This window comes from Actinomadura macrotermitis (assembly GCF_009604375.1).
GTDB lineage: Bacteria > Actinomycetota > Actinomycetes > Streptosporangiales > Streptosporangiaceae > Spirillospora > Spirillospora macrotermitis.
Genome location: NZ_WEGH01000005.1, coordinates 252,774 through 270,884, shown reverse-complemented (window position 1 = coordinate 270,884; position 18,111 = coordinate 252,774). Strand labels below are relative to the sequence as shown.

Below are 18,111 nucleotides of genomic sequence, written 5' to 3'. Positions count from 1 at the left end.
CCCCTGGTGAGCGCGAACGCGGTGGGCGCGAACCCGGCCGGTTCCCGCGGACCGTCGGACCCGCGTGCGACGATGGCGGCATGAGCGGGCTGATGCTGCTGGACACGCCGTCGTTGTACTTCCGCGCCTTCTACGGGGTGCCCGAGTCGGTGAAGGCGCCCGACGGCACGCCGGTCAACGCGGTCCGCGGGCTCATCGACATGATCGCCCGGCTGGTCGCCGACCGCCGCCCCGAGCGGCTGGTGTGCTGCATGGACGCCGACTGGCGCCCCGCGTTCCGGGTCGAGGCGCTGCCGTCCTACAAGGCGCACCGCGTCGCCGACGACGGCGGCGACCAGGTCCCGGGCGCGCTCTCGGCGCAGCTGCCGGTCATCGACGCGGTGCTGGACGCGGTCGGCCTGGCCCGTGTCGGGGTGCCCGGCTACGAGGCCGACGACGTCATCGGCACGCTCGCCGCCCGCGGCGCGGCCGACGGCCCGGTCGACATCGTCACCGGCGACCGCGACCTGTTCCAGCTGGTCGACGAGCGCGGCCCGGTGCTGGTCCTGTACACCGCGCGCGGCATCCGCAACCTGGAGATCCTCGGCGAGAAGGAGGTCGCGGCCAAGTACGCCATCCCCGGCCGCGGCTACGGTGAGTACGCCGCGCTGCGCGGCGACCCGAGCGACGGGCTGCCGGGCGTGCCGGGCGTCGGCGACAAGACCGCCGCGGCGCTGGTCACCCGGTTCGGGTCGGTCGCGGGCATCCTGGCCGCGCTGGACTCCGGCGACGCCGAGGGCTTCACCGCGGCGGCGCGGCGCCGGATCGAGGCGGCCCGCGACTACCTGGCGGCGGCCGAGACCGTCGTGCGGGTGGTCACCGACATCGACGCGCCCGAGCTGGCGGGCCTGGACGACCGGCTGCCCGCCGCGCCCCGCGACCCGCGCGCGCTCACCGACCTCGCCGAGCGGTGGGGCCTTTCCAGCCCGGTGGAGCGGCTCCTGAAGGCGCTGTGTTGATGGCGCTCCCGGCCCAAGGACTCGCCTGGCGGCTCGCCCTTGACCGTGCTCGGGCGAGTGCGAATCGCTTCGCGATCAACCCGGCGGGGCTCGCCTCCGGCGTCGCCCCGCCGGGTTGGTAGCGCACCCGCGCGAGTGCCGAGATCGTCGGAGGGGTGATCCGCGACATGCTCCGAACGCGTCCAATGTGTCAGGTGACGCAGACAGGGCGTGCCCCGGGGAGCACCATCACGATCAGTGGCGGGTTCTCCTGGAAGTGCACCAGGAACGAGCCGGTGCCCGTGGCGCGTGGGCCGCAACGCCCCACTCCCCCCATCCGCCGCGGGCGCCGGTTCACCGGACGGCGGGCGTCCTCGCCAGGGCCGCTCGCCGGACGCCCACCGGAGTCCACCGGCCTGCCACGGCCCAGCCCACCGAACGGATCCCCGTGATCGAAAGGACCCCTCCCCCGCGCGGGACACCGAGCACCGCCGTCATCGTCCAGCGCCCGGAGAGCTTCTGGGACGCGCTGGACTCGGCGCAGCGCACCGCGCTGCGCGAGGCCGCGCGGCCTCGCTCCTACGCCGCCAAGGTCCCCCTGTGCTACCAGGGCGACGAGTCCGACCACATCATCATCATCGAGAGCGGCTGGGCCAAGGTCGCCTCGGTCGGCGAGGACGGGCGCGTGGTCGTGCTGGCCGTGCGCGGCCCGGGCGACCTGGTGTGCGAGAGCGCGGTGCTCGGCAGCCGGCACCGGTCGGCGACGGTGACCGCGCTGTCGCCGCTGCGCGCCCTGGTGGTGCCGGCCGCGCGCTTCACCGCCTTCCTGGACGCCCATCCCGAGGCGTGGCGGCTGGTCAGCGGCACGTTCGTGCAGCGCCTGGACGACGCCGACCGGCGGCTGCAGGCGCACGTGTCGGCCAAGGGCGCCCAGCGCCTGGCGCTGCTGCTGGCGGGCCTGGCCGAGCTGTCGGCGCGGCACGTCCCGCCCTCCCCCGACGGCAGCATCGAGATCGCCCCTCCCCTGTCGCAGGAGGAGCTCGGCTCCTGGATGGACGCCTCCCGCGAGACCGTCGCGCGCGCGCTGAACACCCTGCGGCGGCACGGCCTGGTGCGCACCGGCTGGCGGCGGACCGTGGTGACCGACCTGCCGGGGCTGCGCGCGTACGCCGCGGGGCGCCGGAGCGGCTGACCCGGCCGGACGCCTTTACATTGTAGATCCGCTTTATGGGGCGTTCCGGTCGTTCCCTCCCGTACGCTCGGAACGTGCAGACGCGTCCCACGTTGCGATTGCGAACCGACGACGCCGAGATCCGTGCCGGGCTGGACCGGATCCGGGCCGACTTCGCCGTGCCCGGGCCGTTCCCGGCGGCGGTGCTGGCCGAGGCCGAGGCGGCCGCCGCGGCGGGCCCGCCCGAGCGCGCGGATCTGCGGGAGATCCCCTTCTTCACCCTGGACCCCGTCGGGTCGATGGACCTGGACCAGGCGATGTGGCTGGAGCGGCGCCCCGGCGGCTACCGGATCCGGTACGCGATCGCCGACGTCGCGCACTTCGTGCGGCCGGGCGGCGCGATCGACGCCGAGGCGCACGAGCGCGGGGTGACCCTCTACCTGCCCGACGCCAAGGCGCCGCTGCACCCGCCGGTGCTGTCGGAGGGCGCCGCCAGCCTGCTGCCGGGCGCCGACCGCCCGGCGGTGGTGTGGACGATCGACATCGACGACGCCGGGGCGACCACCGCGACCGACGTGCGGCGCGCCCTGGTGCGCAGCCGCGACCGGCTGAACTACGACGGCGCCTCCACCGGCGACCCGCGGATCGCGCTGCTCGGCGAGGTCGGCCGGGTGCTGCTGGCGGCCGAGGCCGCGCGCGGCGGGGTGAGCCTGCCGCTGCCCGAGCAGGAGGTGGTGCGCGGCGACGGCGGCTGGACGCTGGAGCAGCGCGGCGACCTGGCCGCCGAGGAGTGGAACGCCCAGATCTCGCTGCTGACCGGCCGCGCGGCGGCGGCGCTGATGCTGGAGGGCGGCCTCGGGCTGCTGCGCACGATGCCGCCGGCGCCCGAGGAGGCCGTGCAGCGGCTGCGGCGGGCGTCGCGGGCGCTCGGGGTGGTCTGGCCGGAGGGCCTCGCCTACGGGGAGGTGCTGCGCGGCCTGAACCCGGCGCGGGCCAAGGACGCGGCGCTGCTGTTCGAGGCGCCGACGCTGCTGCGCGGCGCGGGGTACACCGCCTTCGACGGTGCGCCGCCCGCCGATCCGGCGCACGCGGCGGTCGCGGCCCCCTACGCGCACGTGACGGCGCCGCTGCGGCGCCTGGCCGACCGGCACGCCACCGAGGTGTGCCTGGCCCTGTGCGCGGGGACCGAGGTGCCGGCGTGGGCGCGCGAGGCGCTGCCGGGGCTGCCGGAGGTGATGCGCCGGTCGCTGCGGCGCGGCGCCGAGGTGGAGCGCGCGTGCGTGGACCTGGTCGAGGCGCTGCTGCTGAACGCGCACGTCGGCCAGGTGTTCGACGCGGTCGTCGTCGAGGTCAACGAGGGCAAGCCGGGCGGCCTGGTGCAGCTGGCCGGCCCGGCGGTGCTGGCCCGCTGCGACGGGGACGGGCTGCCCCTCGGCGAACCGGTGAAGGTGCGCCTGCAGGCGGCGGACCCGTCCCGCCGGCTGGTGCGCTTCTCCCTGACGGGCTGACGCCCGCGCGGGGTCAGCGGCGGCGGCCGCGGCGCCAGTTGGTGCCGGCGCCGATCCCCGCCAGGTGCAGGGCGATGAGCAGCAGGCCGAGCGTCACGAGCGTCTCGTAGTTGAAGGCGTCCGAGGAGACGTCGGCGAGGTCGAACAGCAGCGCGATCGCGAAGACGATCGCGGCGACGATGGCGAGCATCTGGGACCTCCGGGTCGGGTGGTTCGGTGTCGTGCGGTGCGTTCTCCCCCGAGGCGCACCGGGACGATCTCCTCCTTGGCGCGGGTCAAACCATCCGGCCGCCGGATCCCTCCTTTGCGCAGGTCACGGCCGCTTTCCACCGCGCCGCCGGGTCGGCGGCGCGGCACCGGGACCCGGCCGCGCGCCCGAAGCGGCGCCGCGCGCGCCGCTTCGGGCGCGGGGAGTCGTTCTCCTGCGCGAGAATGGGGGCCGTTCGATCCGGGCCGCCGGGCATTCCCCGGGGCCTCTTTCTGTGGAAGGGCCGCCATTGGCGGTGAGATCGGCGCTGGCGTGAGCGGCGAAGATGTCCGCGTTGGCCACATGGTGAAGAACATCACCATTCCGTGTCGGCAAGGGGAAGGAAGACGGGGCACACATGGCCGAGAAGGTCATTCGCGTGGACGACATCGACGGTTCGGAGGGGGGCGATGTCAGCAAGCGGGACTTCGAGGTCCTCGGCCGGGTCTTCACGATCGACCTGAGCGATGACAACCACAAGCGCCTGATCGAGGCGCTGGAAGTGCTCGCCACGTTCGTGGACAAGGCCGTCGAGGTCAAGCCCGCAGGTAAGGGCCGCAAGGCGGCCTCTCCGGCGAAGGTCAAGGGCTACAGCAACAACGATGTCCGCGAGTGGGCGAACAGCAACGGCGTGGAAGTCTCCGAGCGTGGCAAAATCGCCGATGAGGTCTATGCTGCATTCATCGAGGCCCATCCGGACGCGAAGCCGGGTGTATAGCAAGGGAGTCCCCGCATGGCACAGAAGGTAGAAGTCCTTCTGGTCGATGACATCGATGGCGGAGAAGCCGACGAGACCGTCACCTTCTCGCTCGATGGAATCACTTATGAGATCGACCTGAGCAAGAAGAACGCCGCCCGGCTCCGTGAGGGCCTGGAGCCGTTCGTGGCCGGGGCCCGCAAGGCGCGCAAGTCCGCGGGCCGGCCCGTGAAGACGACCCGCACGGCGGGCAACCGGGAGCGCAGCGCCGAGATCCGCGAGTGGGCCAAGTCCCACAACATCGCGGTGAACGAGCGCGGCCGCATCCCGGCCACGGTCATCGAGAAGTTCGAGGCCGCCCACTAGCGGCGAGCGGCATGGCCGTGCCGGGCCGGCGCGTCCGCGCCGGCCGGGCGGGCGAAGGGCCGGCCGGGGAGCTGCTCCCCGGCCGGCCCTTCGCTTTGCGTTCCCTGCCGCGCGCGGCGGGTCAGGCCACCGAGGAGTAGGCGACGACGCCGCGGCGCATGGCGTCCATGGCCTTGCGGGCGGTCTTGCGCAGGTGGCTGTTGGGCGGGGCGGCGTCGGCGACCTGGCCGAGCAGGTCCAGCAGCTGCTTGACCGAGCGGACGAAGTCGCCGGCGGTCAGGCCGGCGTCGAGCAGGACCTCGTCCAGGTCGTCGCCCTTGGCCCACCGGTAGGCGGTCCAGGCGAACCCCAGGTCGGGTTCGCGCAGGAACGACACCTGGTTGTCGCGTTCGACGGCCTCCAGCTGCCCCCACAGGCGCACCATGGCGGCCAGGGCGTCCTGGACCTGCCCGGTCGGGGTGCGGGGCGGGGCGGCGTCGTCGGGCTGGCGGGACTCGTAGACCAGCGCCGACACGCACGCGGCGAGCTCGGCGGGGTCCAGGCGCTCCCACAGGCCCTCGCGCAGGCTCTCGGCGGTGAGCAGGTCCAGCTCGTTGTAGATGCGGCCGAGGCGGCGGCCCTCGTCGGTGACGGCGCCGCCGTCGAGGTAGCCGAGCTGGGTGAGCACGGCGCAGACGCGGTCGAAGGTGCGGGCGATGACCTGGGAGCGGCCCTCGACGCGGCGGCGCAGCAGCTCGGTCTCGCGTTCCAGGCGGAAGAACCGCTCGGCCCAGCGGGCGTGGTCCTCGCGCTCGGCGCAGCCGTGCACGGGGTGGCGGCGCAGCTCGGTGCGCAGCCGGCCGATCTCGGCGTCGTCGCCGGCGGGCACGTCGCGGGGGCGGCGGTGCGAGCGGCCCTCGTCGGGCACCTTGGCGCGCAGGGTGGAGGCCAGGTCGCGGCGGTCCTGGGGGCTGCGGGGGCTGAAGGACTTGGGGATGCGGATGCGCTCGATGGGCTCGACGGCGCGCGGGAAGTCCAGCACCGACAGGCGCTGCACCGAGCGGGCGGCGGTCAGCACCAGCGGGGCGGGCCCGTCGGAGCGGCGGCCGACGCCGGGGTCCAGCACGACGGCCAGGCCGCTGCGGCGGCCCTGGGGGACCATGATGACGTCGCCGGGCCGCAGGTGCTCCAGGGAGCGGGCGGCCTCGGCGCGGCGGGCGCCGGCGCGCTCGCGGGACTGCTCGGCCTCGCGGTCGGACAGGGCGCGGCGCAGCGCGGCGTACTCCATGAAGTCGCCGAGGTGGCATTCGGCGGCCTTGGCGTACCCGGCGAGGGCCTCCTCGTTCTTGTGCACCTGGCGGGCCAGGCCGACGACGGCGCGGTCGGCCTGGAACTGGGCGAAGGACTCCTCCAGCAGGGTGCGGGCGCGGTCGGCGCCGACGGCGCCGACGAGGTTGACGGCCATGTTGTAGGAGGGCCGGAAGCTGGAGTTGAGGGGGTAGGTGCGGGTGCCGGCCAGGCCGGCGACCGATCCGGGGTCGACGCTGGGGTTCCACACCACGACCGCGTGCCCCTCGACGTCGATGCCGCGGCGCCCGGCGCGGCCGGTCAGCTGGGTGTACTCGCCGGGGGTGAGGTTGACGTGGGCCTCGCCGTTCCACTTGTCGAGCTTTTCGATGACGACGGTGCGGGCGGGCATGTTGATGCCGAGGGCGAGGGTCTCGGTGGCGAAGACGGCCTTGATGAGGCCGCGGGTGAACAGCTCCTCGACGATCTCCTTGAACGTCGGCAGCATCCCGGCGTGGTGGGCGGCCAGGCCGCGCTCCAGCGCGGCCAGGAAGTCGGGGTAGCCGAGGATGCGCAGGTCGTCCTCGGCGATGTCGGCGGTGCGCAGCTCGGCGTGGGCGCGGATCTCCTCGGTCTCCTCCTTGGAGGTGAGGCGCAGCCCGGCGTGCAGGCACTGCAGGACGGCGGCGTCGCAGCCGGCGCGGGAGAAGATGAAGGTGATGGCCGGCAGCAGCCCGGCGCGCTCCAGGCGGCCGATGACGTCGGGGCGCAGCGGCGGCCGGAACCGCTGCGGGCGGGCCTCGCGGCGGCGGCCGGTGCGGCGGCCCTGGTTGACCTTGGCGCGGCGGACCTCCTCGACGGCCATCCGCTGCAGCTGCGGGTTGACCCGGGCCTGCCGGTTGTTCCCCTTGCCGGTCTCGACGAACAGGTCGTACAGGCGGTTGCCGACGAGCATGTGCTGGAACAGCGGGACGGGGCGGTGCTCGTCGACGACGACGGCGGTGTCGCCGCGCACGGTCTGCAGCCACTCGCCGAACTCCTCGGCGTTGCTGACGGTCGCCGACAGCGCCACGATGCGGACCGAGTCCGGCACGTGGATGATCACTTCTTCCCAGACCGCGCCGCGGAACCGGTCGGCCAGGTAGTGCACCTCGTCCATGACGACGAAGGCCAGGCCCGCCAGGGTCTGCGACCCGGCGTAGAGCATGTTGCGCAGCACCTCGGTGGTCATGACCACGATGGGCGCCTCGCCGTTGACGCTGTTGTCGCCGGTGAGCAGGCCGACGTTCTCGGCGCCGTAGCGGCGGACCAGGTCGGCGTACTTCTGGTTGGACAGCGCCTTGATGGGCGTGGTGTAGAAGCACTTGGAGCCGCCGGTGAGGGCCAGGTGGACGGCGAACTCCCCGACGACGGTCTTGCCGGAGCCGGTGGGCGCGGCGACCAGCACGCCGCTGCCGCCCTCCAGGGCGCGGCACGCCTCGATCTGGAAGGCGTCCAGGTCGAAGTCGTACAGGGTCTGGAAGTCCAGCAGGGCGGGTCCGCTGCCGGCGTGCCGCCTGCGGTTGGCGGCGTAGCGCTGCGCCGGGGACTGCTCGGCCGACTGCGTGTCGGGGGTGGTCATGCCACCGAGCCTACGGTTTCGACCGGCCCGATTCCCAATTCGGGGCCTTTTACCGGGGTGTTTCGCGGCGGGCCGAACGGGCCGGCACGGGTCAGGGGCGGCGTTCGCCGCGCTCGAGCTCGGCGTCGATCCCGGCGAGGTCCAGCGGGGAGGCCTCGTCGTCGGACAGCCCGGCGTAGGGGTCGGGGCGGCGGGCCTTGCGGCGGTCGTTGAGGAACGCCAGCAGCGCGGCGATCTCGAACAGCAGCACGGTGGGCAGCGCCAGCGCCAGCATGGTGAACGGGTCGGCGCTCGGGGTGGCCACGGCGGCGAACACGAAGATGCCGAAGATCGCGACGCGCTGGGTCTTGCGGATGCGGGCCGAGGGCAGCACCCCGGCCAGGTTGAGGATGATCACGAACAGCGGGAGCTCGAAGGTCAGCCCGAACACCAGCAGCATGGTCAGCACGTAGCCGAGGTAGCTGTCGACGGTGATGAGGGGCTTGACGTCCTCGGCGACGAAACCGAGGAACAGCGCCAGGCCCTTGTCGACGGTGACGTAGGCCAGGGCGGTGCCGACGAAGAACAGCGGGATCGCCGCGCCCATGAACACATAGGTCCAGCGGCGCTCGCGCTTGTACAGGCCGGGCGCGACGAACGCCCACAGCTGGTAGAGCCAGACGGGCGCCGACACCACGCCGCCGATGATGCAGGAGATCTTCAGCTTCAGGAAGAAGGAGGAGAAGATCCCGTTGACGTACAGCGCGCACTTGTTGCCCTCGACCACGCCGCGCGACTGCGGCAGCGAGCAGTAGGGCTCCTTGAGGAACTCCCAGACGGGGTTGAACAGCAGCCAGCCGATGATGACGCCGGCCAGGAAGGCCAGGATGGCCTTGATCAACCGGTTGCGCAGCTCGCGCAGGTGGTCCAGTAGGGGCATCCGGCCGTCGGGGTCGGCCTGGCTCTGCGTTCTCATGGTGGCGTCGGTGACTCGGCCCGTCTACGGCAGGGGTGGGAGGGGGTCAGGACTTGCGGGTCTGGTCGCGGTCCAGCGGGACGCCCTGGATCGGCTCGCCGGAGGGCAGGGTGCGCTGCGGGTAGGGCTGCTGGGCGGCGGCCTCGCGCTCCAGGCGGGCGGCCTCCTCGCGCAGCTGCGCAGCGCGCGCGCGGGCGGCGTCGGCGGCGTCGCCCACGGGGGCGGGAGCGGCGGCGGCGGCCTTGTCGTCGGCGTCGTCGTCCTCGCGCAGGCCCTTGGTCTCGGCCTTCAGGATGCGCGCCGACTTGCCGAGCGAGCGCGCCAGCTGCGGCAGCTTGGCCGACCCGAAGATCAGCACGACGACCAGCAGGAGAATGAGCAGCTCGGGGGTACCGAGGTTCGGCATGGGCGGTCCTTCGTCGGCGGGTGGTGCTTGCTTGGTGTTCTCAACCCGATCGTACGCCGTCACCTGGTTCGAACGGAGCACGCGCGTCCTGCAGGGCCTGGAGTTCATCGCGCAGCGCCGACTGTTGGGGCGCGAGCCGGCGTTTGGCCCGCTCCAGTTCACGTCCCAGCCGCCGCACGCCGAGCGCGACCTTGACCGCGCACCAGGCCAGCACCGCCAGCCCGGCGAAGCCGAGGGTCACCGCCACGCCGCTCCATGCCACGTCCGACACCGTAGCCGACCCCCTCAGCGCTCGTCGTACCGGGCCAGGGCCCGGGCGGCGTCGGCGCGGACGGCGGCGGCGAGGGCGGGCGGGTCGACGATGCGGCCCTGGTCGCCCAGGCGCAGGGCCAGGCCCCGCACCCAGCGGGTGTCGGGGGTGCGCAGCACGATGCGCAGCCGGCCCTCGCCGAGCTCGGTGACGCTCTCGCAGGGGTGGTAGTCGGCGACCCAGCGGCCCTGGGGGGTCAGCTCGAAGGTGACGCGCTCGTCGCGGTCGGAGGGCCGGAACAGGCCGGCGTCGACGTCGATGGGCTCGGCGGTCTCGGGGACCTGCGCGGGGACCTCGAGCACGGTCAGGTCGGTGACGCGGTCGAGGCGGAACAGCCGGACGGCCTCGGCGCGGCGGCACCAGCCCTCCAGGTAGGTGTTGCCCTCCACCACCAGCAGCCGCATCGGGTCGACGTCGCGCTCGGTGTTCTCGTCGCGGGCGGGTACGTAGTAGGACAGGTGGACGCGGCGGCCGGCGCCGATGGCCTGGCGGAGCCGGGCCAGGGCGTCGCCGTGCGCGTCGACCTCGACCGAGACCTTGCCGGCGGCGGCGCCGGCGGCCCCGGCGGCGGTCTCCAGCTTGGCGATGACGCGGCTGAGCGCGTCGCGGTCCTGCAGGCCGGGGACGTCGGCGAGCATGCGCAGCGCGACGAGCAGCGCGCTGGCCTCGTCGACCTTCAGCCGCAGCGGCCGGGCGATCGACTCGGCCTCGGTGACGGTGATCTCGCCGCCCTCGTAGGACAGGTCGATCGGGCAGTAGGGGTCGGGCGAGCGCAGCTCGACGCACCACAGCAGGTTGAGGTCGTCGATGAGCTGCTTCTCGGTGACGCCGAACGCCTCGGCGGCCTCCTCCAGCGCCACCGAGTCGCGGTTCACCACGTAGGGGACCAGGGCCAGCAGCCGGCCGAGCCGGTCGGTGGAGGTGGTGGAGGCCCGCCCGCCGGCCTTCGTCGTCTTGCCGCTCACTGGTCGCTCCCCGCCACGACGGCCTTCAGTTGCCAGATGACCGCCTCGCGCAGGTCGGGCGGGTCCAGGACCACGACGTCGTCGGCGAAGCGCGCCAGGTAGGGCGCGAACCGGTCCACGTCGTGGAAGGTCAGCACGGCCTCGTCCCAGCCGTCGCCGGCGGGGCGGACCTGCTTGGCCCAGCGACGCGGGCCCTGCGCGGCGCCCGCGCGCAGCCGCACCGTCGCCGGGCGCGGCTCGGCGGCCGGCTCGCCGCGGTCGAAGGCGATGCGCCGCACGTCGACGCCGTCGGGGACGGTGACGGTGCCCGGGCGCCCGTCGGGGGCGACCTCGCCGGTGATGCGGCTGAGCCGGAACACCCGGGCCTCGCCGCGGTCGCGGTCGTGGCCGACCACGTACCAGCGGCCGCGGCGGCTCACCACGCCCCACGGCTCCAGGTGGCGGCGGGCGACGGCGGTGCGGCCGACGCCCTGGTAGTCGAAGGCGACCGGGCGGCCGTCGCGGACGGCCTCCCACAGCGCCGGGAACGCCGGGTCGCCGGCGCCGACGCGCGGCTCGATGCCGACGGAGGTGTCGGTGCCGGTGTCCACGCCGGCGGCGCGCAGCTTCAGCAGCGCGCCCGAGGCGGCCTCGGCCATGCTGGCGCGCTGCCACACCCGCGCGGCCAGGCCGAGCACGGCGGCCTCGTCGGGGGTGAGGTGGATGTCGGGCAGCTCGTAGGCCTGCGGCGGGATCCGGTAGCCGATCTCCTCGCCGCCGCCGCCGTCGCCGTCGCTGCCGACCTCCAGCGGGACCCCGAGCTCGCGCAGCTCCTCCTTGTCGCGCTCGAACATGCGCTTGAAGGCCTCGCCGGCGTCGGGGTAGCCGGGCACGGCCCGGCGGATCTGCTCGGCCGTCAGGTACCGCCGCGTGGCGAGCAGGCAGACCACCAGGTTGAGCAGGCGCTCGGTCTTGCGCCGCGACACTTCGCCACCACCTCTTTGCTCGCTGGGACCCGGCCGGTCCCGGCATTCTCCCGGGAAGGACGCTACCGTTCCGGTGTGATCCGATGGCGTAAAGGCACGGTAGAGAACGTCCGCCGGGAGTGGCCGGGGGCGGTCGAGCTGGACGTCACGATCGAGGACGACGGCACCCGCCGCGCCCTCGCCTACCCCGCGCTGGTGGGGCGGCCCGAGCCGGGCGACACCGTCCTGCTCAACACTACGGCCTTGGCGATGGGACTCGGGACGGGCGGGTACGCGATGGTGGTGGCGGTCCCCGACCGGCTGCCGCCCGACCCGGCGGGGCCGGGCCACCTGGTCAAGGCGCGCTACACGCCGCTGCAGGCCACCGTCCTCGGCGCCGACGAACAGGACTCCCCCCACCACGACCTGCTGCGCGACGCCGACTCCCTGGACGGCATGCCGGTCGTCGTGGCCGACCTGCACTCGGCGCTGCCGCCGGTCCTGGCGGGCCTGCTGGCGGCGCGGCCCGGCACCCGCGTGGTGTACGTGATGCCCGACGGCGGCGCGCTGCCGGCGTGGTTCTCCATGTCGATCGCTCAGCTGAAGGAGGCCGGGGCGCTCGCGGCGACCGTCACGGTCGGGCAGGCGTTCGGCGGCGACCTGGAGACGGTGACGGTCCACACCGGGCTGCTGGCGGCGCGGCTGGTGCTGGACGCCGAGGTCGTCGTCCTGGCGCAGGGGCCGGGCAACCTCGGCACCGGCACCCGGTGGGGGTTCTCGGGGGTGTCGGCGGGCGAGGCGGTGAACGCGGCGGCGGTGCTGGGCGGGCGTCCGGTCGGCTCGCTGCGGGTCAGCGAGGGCGACCTGCGGCCCCGCCACGTCGGGGTGTCGCACCACAGCCTCACCGCCTACGGGCGTGTCGCGCTCGCGCGCGCGCAGATCGTGGTGCCCGAGCTCGGCGGGCACTTCGGCACCGAGGTCGCGGCGCAGGCCGCGCCGCTCGGCGACCGCCACGAGCTCGTCCCGGTCGGTGTGGCGGGCCTGGCGGAGGAGCTGGCGGCGGCGGAGAAGGAGTGGGGCGTGCGGATGTCGACGATGGGCCGCCGCCTGGACGCCGACCTGGCCTACTTCCTCACGGCCGCGGCGGCGGGCCGCCACACCGCGTCCCTGCTCGGCTGACCGGCCCGGTCCCGGCCCCGGTCAGGTCGCCGGGGCCGCGGCCTCCTCGGCGGTGTAGGCCGAGGCGAAGGTGAACGCGCGGGGCGAGGGCCCCTGCGCGCGCAGCAGTTCCAGCCGCTCGACGCCCTCGGCGACGGTCGGCACGTGCCCGGCCGGGATCCACCACATCACCAGGTGCATGTCCACGTGCCGCCGGAACCACTCGCGGCGGCGGCGCAGCACCTCCAGGTGCCGGCTGCGGTAGACGAAGTCCCACAGCGCCTCGTGGCTCTCCCACACCGAGTAGTTGACGATCACGTCGGCGCCCAGCGGGCGCAGGCCGGTGGCGTCGGGCTCGCCCTCCTCGGCCAGCCGCCACACGAAGCCGGGGGTGCCGTCGGCGAGCGCGTTGATCGGGGCGAGCAGCTCCACGAAGGGCGCCGTGCGGGGGTCGTCGAGGGGGTGCAGGAGGGTGGCGACGTTGAACTGGGCCAGGTGGAAACCGGTCATGCGGCCCACTCCACCATGCCCGTTCCTTCTATGTCAATCTTCATTGGTTTTAGAAGGTTCGACCACCGCGCAGCACAGCCCGGGACGGGCGTCCAGCCGCACCCGCACCCCCGGCGACCCGCCGAGCAGCCCCTCCAGGAGCGCCAGGTTCATCCCGCACACCAGCGGCGGGAACCGCTCGGCCACCACGTGGAAGGGGCAGTTGCGCATGCGCAGCACGGCGCCCCCGTCGCCCTCGGCGCCCTCAGCGCCCTCATCGACATAAGGCTCATATCCGCGGCCCGCCAGCACCTGGGCGACCTCCTCCAGGCCCTCACAGGGCGCCGTGGAGCCGCGCAGCGCCTCGCCCTGCCGCCGGGCCACATCCCGCAGTTCCACGTCCAGCCCGGCCGTCTCGGCGGCCTCGGCCAGCAGCGCCGCCGCCGTCCGGTAGTCGCGCGCCGGCAGCGACACCTCCCGCTCCACCGCCGACCGCCGGTACACCTTCGCCGGCCGGCCCGCACCCGGCCCCGACCGGCCCGTCAGCCGCCGGCTCGCCGTCTCCAGCAGCCCCGCCTCGGCCAGGCGGTCCAGATGGAACGCCGCCAGGTTGCGCGCCACGCCCGCCGCCTCGGCCGCCTCGTTGCGCCCCACCTCGCGCCCCTGCGCCGCCACGTACTCGTACAGACGGCGCCGCACCGGATCCTGCAGCACCGCGATCGCGTCGATGTCCTCCACCCGCCCATTCTAAGAACAACGCAGGTGGGATTTAGAAATGCGGAAGGGCCGCCCCGCCCAGCGGAACGGCCCTTGCGACGCGCCGGGCTAGTGCGCGCCGAGAATGTCCACGACGAACACCAGCGTGTCGTCACCCCTGATCCCGGCCTGCGCCAGGCCCTTCGCGCCGTACCCGAGCGCCGGCGGCACCACCAGCAGCACCCGGCTCCCCACCGGCTGCCCCGCCAGGCCGTCCTCCCAGCCCTTCATCAGCTGGCCCGTCCCGATCGTCGCCGGGAACGGGCGGCCGCTCTCCCACGTGGAGTCGAACACCTTCCCGTCCCGCCAGAACGCCCCCACGTACTGCAGCGCCATCAGCCGGTTCTTGCCCACCACCGGGCCGTCGCCCTTCACCAGCGTGCGCACCTGCAGCCTCTTCGGCGGCCTGCCCTTCGGCACCGTCACCACCGGCGCCTGCCCCGCCGGCGGCGAACTCACCTTCGGCAGCGCCGGATCGTCCACCGGCTGCGCCTGACCGTGCGCCGACGCCGTCCGCGCGTACACCGCCCGCACGTCCAGCACGTACACCAGCGAGTCGCCCGCCTCCACCCGGTGCGTCGGATCGCCCGCCGCCCCGTACCCGTCCTTCGGCGGGATCCGCGCCACCACCCGCGCACCCGGCTTCGCGCCCTCCAGCGCCTTCTCCAGCCCCGGCACCAGCGTCCCGGTCGGGAACGCCCCCGGCTGCCCCGACTCGTAACTGGACGCCAGCAGCTTGCTGCCGGACTTGTTCCACCGGTACCCGACATAGTCGGCGACCACCAGATCGCCCTTGCGGACCCGCGCGCCCTTGCCGTCCGACAGCGTCTTCACCGCCAGCTCCGCGGCCGGCGCGGTCTTCTTCGGGAACGCCACCTCGGGCCGCGCGCCCGCCGCCCCCTTCACCGACACCTGCACGTCCCCGGCGTCCGAACACGCCGACGTCAGGAGAAGCGGAACCAGCACGACGGCGGCCACCGGCGGCACGAGGCGACGGCGCGGCAGGGCGAGACGACGGCGCATAGAGGTCCTTCGAGGGTGATGAACGCGACAGATCGGCTCACCCTACCCCCCGGGTGACCGGCCGGTAGCCCGCCCTGCCACCCGCGATCTACATGCCGGCGATCAGCTTGTCGACCCGCTCGTCCACCGACCGGAACGGGTCCTTGCACAGCACCGTCCGCTGCGCCTGGTCGTTCAGCTTCAGATGCACCCAGTCGACCGTGAAGTCACGCCGCTTCTCCTGCGCCTTGCGGATGAACTCCCCGCGCAGCCGCGCCCGCGTCGTCTGCGGCGGCACCGACTTGGCCTCGAAGATGTCCAGATCCCGCGAGACCCGCTCCACCGAGCCCTTCTTCTCCAGCAGGTAGTACAGCCCCCGGTCCCGGTGCACGTCGTGGTACGCCAGATCCAGCTGCGCCACCCGCGGCGAGCTGAGCGGCAGATCGTACTTGCGCCGGTACCGCTCGATCAGCTTGTACTTGGTCACCCAGTCGATCTCCCGGCCCACCAGGTCCAGGTCCCCGGTCTCCACCGCCCGCAGCGTCCGCTCCCACAGGTCCAGCACCCGCTTGGCCGTCTCGTCCCCGCCGCGCCGGTCCACGAAGTCCTTGGCCTTGCCGAAGTACTCCTTCTGGATCTCCAGCGAGCTGGCCTCCCGGCCGTTGGCCAGGCGCACCTTGCGGCGGCCGGTCATGTCGTGGCTGACCTCGCGGATCGCCCGGATCGGGTTCTCCAGCGTCAGGTCGCGCATCACCACGCCCGCCTCGATCATCCGCAGCACCAGGTCGGTCGCCCCGACCTTCAGCAGCATCGTCGTCTCGCTCATGTTGGAGTCACCGACGATCACGTGCAGCCGGCGGAACCGCTCGGCGTCGGCGTGCGGCTCGTCCCGCGTGTTGATGATCGGCCGCGACCGCGTCGTCGCCGACGACACGCCCTCCCAGATGTGCTCGGCCCGCTGCGACACGCAGTACACCGCGCCGCGCGGCGTCTGCAGCACCTTGCCGGCCCCGCAGATGATCTGCCGCGTCACCAGGTACGGGATCAGCACGTCGGCCAGCCGGCCGAACTCCCCGTGCCGGCCCACCAGGTAGTTCTCATGACAGCCGTAGGAGTTGCCGGCCGAGTCGGTGTTGTTCTTGAACAGGTAGATGTCGCCGGCGATGCCCTCCTCGCGCAGCCGGCGCTCGGCGTCCACGAGCAGACCCTCCAGGATCCGCTCCCCCGCCTTGTCGTGCGTCACCAGGTCGACGACGCTGTCACACTCGGGCGTGGCGTACTCGGGGTGGCTGCCCACGTCCAGATACAGGCGGGCACCGTTGCGAAGGAAGACATTGCTGCTGCGGCCCCACGACACCACTCGGCGGAACAGGTAACGGGCCACCTCATCGGGTGACAACCGCCGCTGACCGCGGAAGGTGCAGGTGACGCCGTACTCGTTCTCAAGACCGAAGATGCGCCTGTCCACACCTGGAGCCTAGGCGGTCCGGCCCCGACATGGCAGTCTCCGCAGCCCCTTGTTTCGCAGCGATCCGGCCCGGCGCCTTTACGTTGTAGATCAATGAGGACGGCGCGGGGCCCGCCGCGCCCTCCCGGCACGACGGGCCCCGCACCCCGCGATCAGGAAGCCTGCTCCCCCAGCAGCTCCTCGATCCGCGCCGCCGGCAACCGCCGGAACAACCGGTGCTCCCGGTTACGGTCCAGCACCGCCACCTCCAGCGACCGCGCCTCCAGCCGCCGATCCGCGTCCTGCGCCTCCAGCGAGCTCACCGCCGTCCGCAACGCGTCCGCCAGCGACGCACCCTCCCGGTACCGATCCTTCAACGCCGCCGCCACCGCGTCGGCCTGACCGCCCATCGCCACATAACCATGCTCGTCGGCCACCGAACCATCGAACGTCAGCCGGTAGATCTGATCGGTGTCGGCGTCCTCACCGACCTCCGCCACCACCAGCTCCACCTCGTACGGCTTGTTGGTCTCCGTGAAGATCGTCCCCAGCGACTGCGCGTACACGTTCGCCAGCCCCCGCGCCGTCACATCACGCCGGTCGTACTGGTACCCGTTCACATCCGCGTACCGCACACCGCCCAGCCGCAGGTTCTCGAACTCGTTGTACTTGCCCACCGCCGCGAACGCGATCCGGTCGTAGATCTCACTGATCTTGTGCAGCGCCCGCGACGGATTGTCCGCCACGAACAGGATCCCATCGGCGAACTGCAGCACCACCACGCTGCGACCCCGCGCGATGCCCTTGCGCGCGTAGTCCGCCTTGTCCTTCATCTGCTGTTCGGGCGACACATAGAACGGCATGGACACCGGTCTGGATCCCTTCTATCGCAGCGGGGCGGTCGGCCCGCCCGGCGAGTCGTAACGTTCCTCCACCACGGCACGCGCCACCGCGCCCACCTCGTCCTCACCGAGCCGGCGATACCCCTCCGCCGTCACCGTCGCCACCACAGGGAAGATCCCCCGCGCCAGATCCGGGCCACCGGTCGCCGAATCGTCATCGGCCGCGTCGTACAGCGCCTGCACGCACACCAGCGCCGCGTCCGCCGCCGACAGATCCGCCCGGAACAGCTTCTTCAGCGAACCCCGCGCGAACACCGACCCCGACCCGATCGAATGGAACTCCCGCTCCTCGTACCGCCCGCCCGCCGGGTCGTACGAGAAGATCCGCCCCTCCGAGCGCTCCTCGTCGAACCCCGCGAACAACGGCACCACGGCCAGCCCCTGCATCGCCAGACCCAGGTTCTGCCGCACCATCGTCGCCAGCCGGTTCGCCTTGCCCTCGATCGACAGCGTGCGGCCCTCACGCTTCTCGTAATGCTCCAGCTCCACCTGGAACAGCCGCACCATCTCGATCCCGAGCCCCGCCGTCCCCGCGATCGCGATCGCCGAGAACTCGTCCGCCCGGAACACCTTCTCGATATCGCGCTGCGCGATGACGTTCCCCGCGGTCGCCCGCCGGTCACCCGCCATCACCACACCACCGGGGAACGACACCGCCACGATCGTCGTACCGTGCGGGATCTCCTCCCCCGCCGTCACCCCCGCCGGCAACCCCCGCCGGCCCGGCAGCAGCTCCGGCGAATACGCCCCCAGGAACTCCGTGAACGAGGACGTGTCCGGGCTCATGAACAACCCGGGCAGACGTCCGGTGTGCGCATCATGGGACGCCACGCGACTCCTTCCCTCCACCAAGGCACCGGCCACCCCACCGAGGGACGCACCGGCGCAGACGCTTATGACCCTACTGTTCAACCACGCCCCACC

The 18,111-nt window shown here is 73.3% G+C and carries 19 protein-coding genes; 6 read left to right on the top strand and 13 right to left on the bottom strand.

Annotated elements, in window-relative coordinates:
- The first annotated feature begins 80 nt into the window (after positions 1 to 80).
- The 3 genes from ACRB68_RS33920 to ACRB68_RS33910 all read left to right on the top strand — a co-directional run bounded on the left by ACRB68_RS33920 (position 81) and on the right by ACRB68_RS33910 (position 3,656).
- Positions 81 to 998: a 5'-3' exonuclease gene (locus ACRB68_RS33920; protein WP_153539873.1), complete on the top strand. Its 918-nt coding sequence runs from the start codon at positions 81 to 83 to the stop codon at positions 996 to 998.
- Positions 999 to 1,425: 427 nt separating this feature from the next.
- Complete coding sequence (locus ACRB68_RS33915) at positions 1,426 to 2,169, top strand: Crp/Fnr family transcriptional regulator (RefSeq protein ID WP_328595132.1); 744 nt, start codon at positions 1,426 to 1,428, stop codon at positions 2,167 to 2,169.
- A gap of 74 nt (positions 2,170 to 2,243) precedes the next feature.
- On the top strand, positions 2,244 to 3,656 hold the full coding sequence (locus ACRB68_RS33910; RefSeq protein ID WP_328595131.1) for an RNB domain-containing ribonuclease: 1,413 nt from the start codon (positions 2,244 to 2,246) through the stop codon (positions 3,654 to 3,656).
- 13 nt (positions 3,657 to 3,669) lie between these two features.
- Here the strand turns inward: ACRB68_RS33910 and ACRB68_RS40380 are convergent, their stop codons facing one another.
- The gene (locus ACRB68_RS40380) at positions 3,670 to 3,846 is read right to left on the bottom strand and encodes a hypothetical protein (RefSeq protein ID WP_194293559.1); all 177 of its coding nucleotides are present in this window, start codon (positions 3,844 to 3,846) and stop codon (positions 3,670 to 3,672) included.
- A gap of 415 nt (positions 3,847 to 4,261) precedes the next feature.
- Here ACRB68_RS40380 and ACRB68_RS33905 point away from each other — a divergent pair, with 415 nt between their 5' ends.
- Together ACRB68_RS33905 and ACRB68_RS33900 are read left to right on the top strand one after the other, a co-directional pair.
- Positions 4,262 to 4,621, top strand: a complete 360-nt coding sequence (locus ACRB68_RS33905) for a histone-like nucleoid-structuring protein Lsr2 (RefSeq protein ID WP_153539870.1) — start codon at positions 4,262 to 4,264, stop codon at positions 4,619 to 4,621.
- A gap of 15 nt (positions 4,622 to 4,636) precedes the next feature.
- Entirely contained in the window at positions 4,637 to 4,966 is a 330-nt protein-coding gene (locus ACRB68_RS33900; RefSeq protein ID WP_153539868.1) for a histone-like nucleoid-structuring protein Lsr2, read from the top strand.
- 121 nt (positions 4,967 to 5,087) lie between these two features.
- Here the strand turns inward: ACRB68_RS33900 and ACRB68_RS33895 are convergent, their stop codons facing one another.
- The 6 genes from ACRB68_RS33895 to ACRB68_RS40370 form a co-directional block, all read right to left on the bottom strand.
- Positions 5,088 to 7,853: a DEAD/DEAH box helicase gene (locus ACRB68_RS33895; protein WP_153539866.1), complete on the bottom strand. Its 2,766-nt coding sequence runs from the start codon at positions 7,851 to 7,853 to the stop codon at positions 5,088 to 5,090.
- A gap of 91 nt (positions 7,854 to 7,944) precedes the next feature.
- Positions 7,945 to 8,808 carry a twin-arginine translocase subunit TatC gene (tatC, locus tag ACRB68_RS33890; RefSeq protein ID WP_153539864.1) on the bottom strand — a complete coding sequence of 288 codons (864 nt, stop codon included), beginning with the start codon at positions 8,806 to 8,808 and terminating at the stop codon, positions 7,945 to 7,947.
- Positions 8,809 to 8,854: 46 nt separating this feature from the next.
- On the bottom strand, positions 8,855 to 9,214 hold the full coding sequence (tatA, locus tag ACRB68_RS33885) for a Sec-independent protein translocase subunit TatA (RefSeq protein WP_153539862.1): 360 nt from the start codon (positions 9,212 to 9,214) through the stop codon (positions 8,855 to 8,857).
- 40 nt (positions 9,215 to 9,254) lie between these two features.
- The gene (locus ACRB68_RS33880) at positions 9,255 to 9,476 is read right to left on the bottom strand and encodes a hypothetical protein (RefSeq protein ID WP_235960887.1); all 222 of its coding nucleotides are present in this window, start codon (positions 9,474 to 9,476) and stop codon (positions 9,255 to 9,257) included.
- A gap of 23 nt (positions 9,477 to 9,499) precedes the next feature.
- Positions 9,500 to 10,489 carry a helix-turn-helix transcriptional regulator gene (locus ACRB68_RS40375; protein ID WP_328595130.1) on the bottom strand — a complete coding sequence of 330 codons (990 nt, stop codon included), beginning with the start codon at positions 10,487 to 10,489 and terminating at the stop codon, positions 9,500 to 9,502.
- Positions 10,486 to 11,454, bottom strand: coding sequence for a helix-turn-helix transcriptional regulator (locus tag ACRB68_RS40370; RefSeq protein WP_328595129.1), 969 nt, complete (start codon positions 11,452 to 11,454; stop codon positions 10,486 to 10,488). Before ACRB68_RS40370 ends, ACRB68_RS40375 begins: the two co-directional genes overlap by 4 nt.
- 75 nt (positions 11,455 to 11,529) lie before the next feature.
- Between ACRB68_RS40370 and ACRB68_RS33870 the strand changes: the two genes are divergently transcribed.
- Positions 11,530 to 12,612, top strand: coding sequence for a DUF3866 family protein (locus ACRB68_RS33870; protein ID WP_328595128.1), 1,083 nt, complete (start codon positions 11,530 to 11,532; stop codon positions 12,610 to 12,612).
- A 21-nt stretch (positions 12,613 to 12,633) separates the two neighbouring features.
- Here ACRB68_RS33870 and ACRB68_RS33865 read toward each other — a convergent pair whose 3' ends face one another.
- From ACRB68_RS33865 to prcB, 6 genes are all read right to left on the bottom strand, one after another.
- A complete protein-coding gene (locus ACRB68_RS33865; protein WP_153539858.1) occupies positions 12,634 to 13,101 on the bottom strand; it encodes a DUF3291 domain-containing protein in 468 nt (155 codons plus the stop codon).
- Between the two features lie 33 nt (positions 13,102 to 13,134).
- The gene (locus ACRB68_RS33860; RefSeq protein ID WP_328595127.1) at positions 13,135 to 13,818 is read right to left on the bottom strand and encodes a helix-turn-helix transcriptional regulator; all 684 of its coding nucleotides are present in this window, start codon (positions 13,816 to 13,818) and stop codon (positions 13,135 to 13,137) included.
- Between the two features lie 87 nt (positions 13,819 to 13,905).
- Entirely contained in the window at positions 13,906 to 14,859 is a 954-nt protein-coding gene (locus ACRB68_RS33855; protein ID WP_153539856.1) for an FKBP-type peptidyl-prolyl cis-trans isomerase, read from the bottom strand.
- Positions 14,860 to 14,947: 88 nt separating this feature from the next.
- Positions 14,948 to 16,306 carry a Pup--protein ligase gene (pafA, locus tag ACRB68_RS33850; RefSeq protein ID WP_328595126.1) on the bottom strand — a complete coding sequence of 453 codons (1,359 nt, stop codon included), beginning with the start codon at positions 16,304 to 16,306 and terminating at the stop codon, positions 14,948 to 14,950.
- Between the two features lie 152 nt (positions 16,307 to 16,458).
- A complete protein-coding gene (prcA, locus tag ACRB68_RS33845) occupies positions 16,459 to 17,148 on the bottom strand; it encodes a proteasome subunit alpha (RefSeq protein WP_153540780.1) in 690 nt (229 codons plus the stop codon).
- A gap of 21 nt (positions 17,149 to 17,169) precedes the next feature.
- Complete coding sequence (gene prcB, locus ACRB68_RS33840; RefSeq protein WP_153540782.1) at positions 17,170 to 17,973, bottom strand: proteasome subunit beta; 804 nt, start codon at positions 17,971 to 17,973, stop codon at positions 17,170 to 17,172.
- Positions 17,974 to 18,111: the final 138 nt, after the last annotated feature.

Bases quoted from the DNA above. Each gene is read 5' to 3' on its own strand.
- ACRB68_RS33920 (WP_153539873.1), top strand. From the start codon at position 81: ATGAGCGGGCTGATGCTGCTGGACACGCCGTCGTTGTACTTCCGCGCC.
- ACRB68_RS40380 (WP_194293559.1), bottom strand. From the start codon at position 3,846: ATGCTCGCCATCGTCGCCGCGATCGTCTTCGCGATCGCGCTGCTGTTC.
- ACRB68_RS33905 (WP_153539870.1), top strand. From the start codon at position 4,262: ATGGCCGAGAAGGTCATTCGCGTGGACGACATCGACGGTTCGGAGGGG.
- ACRB68_RS33900 (WP_153539868.1), top strand. From the start codon at position 4,637: ATGGCACAGAAGGTAGAAGTCCTTCTGGTCGATGACATCGATGGCGGA.
- ACRB68_RS33895 (WP_153539866.1), bottom strand. From the start codon at position 7,853: ATGACCACCCCCGACACGCAGTCGGCCGAGCAGTCCCCGGCGCAGCGC.
- tatC (WP_153539864.1), bottom strand. From the start codon at position 8,808: ATGAGAACGCAGAGCCAGGCCGACCCCGACGGCCGGATGCCCCTACTG.
- tatA (WP_153539862.1), bottom strand. From the start codon at position 9,214: ATGCCGAACCTCGGTACCCCCGAGCTGCTCATTCTCCTGCTGGTCGTC.
- ACRB68_RS33865 (WP_153539858.1), bottom strand. From the start codon at position 13,101: ATGACCGGTTTCCACCTGGCCCAGTTCAACGTCGCCACCCTCCTGCAC.
- ACRB68_RS33855 (WP_153539856.1), bottom strand. From the start codon at position 14,859: ATGCGCCGTCGTCTCGCCCTGCCGCGCCGTCGCCTCGTGCCGCCGGTG.
- prcA (WP_153540780.1), bottom strand. From the start codon at position 17,148: ATGCCGTTCTATGTGTCGCCCGAACAGCAGATGAAGGACAAGGCGGAC.
- prcB (WP_153540782.1), bottom strand. From the start codon at position 17,973: ATGAGCCCGGACACGTCCTCGTTCACGGAGTTCCTGGGGGCGTATTCG.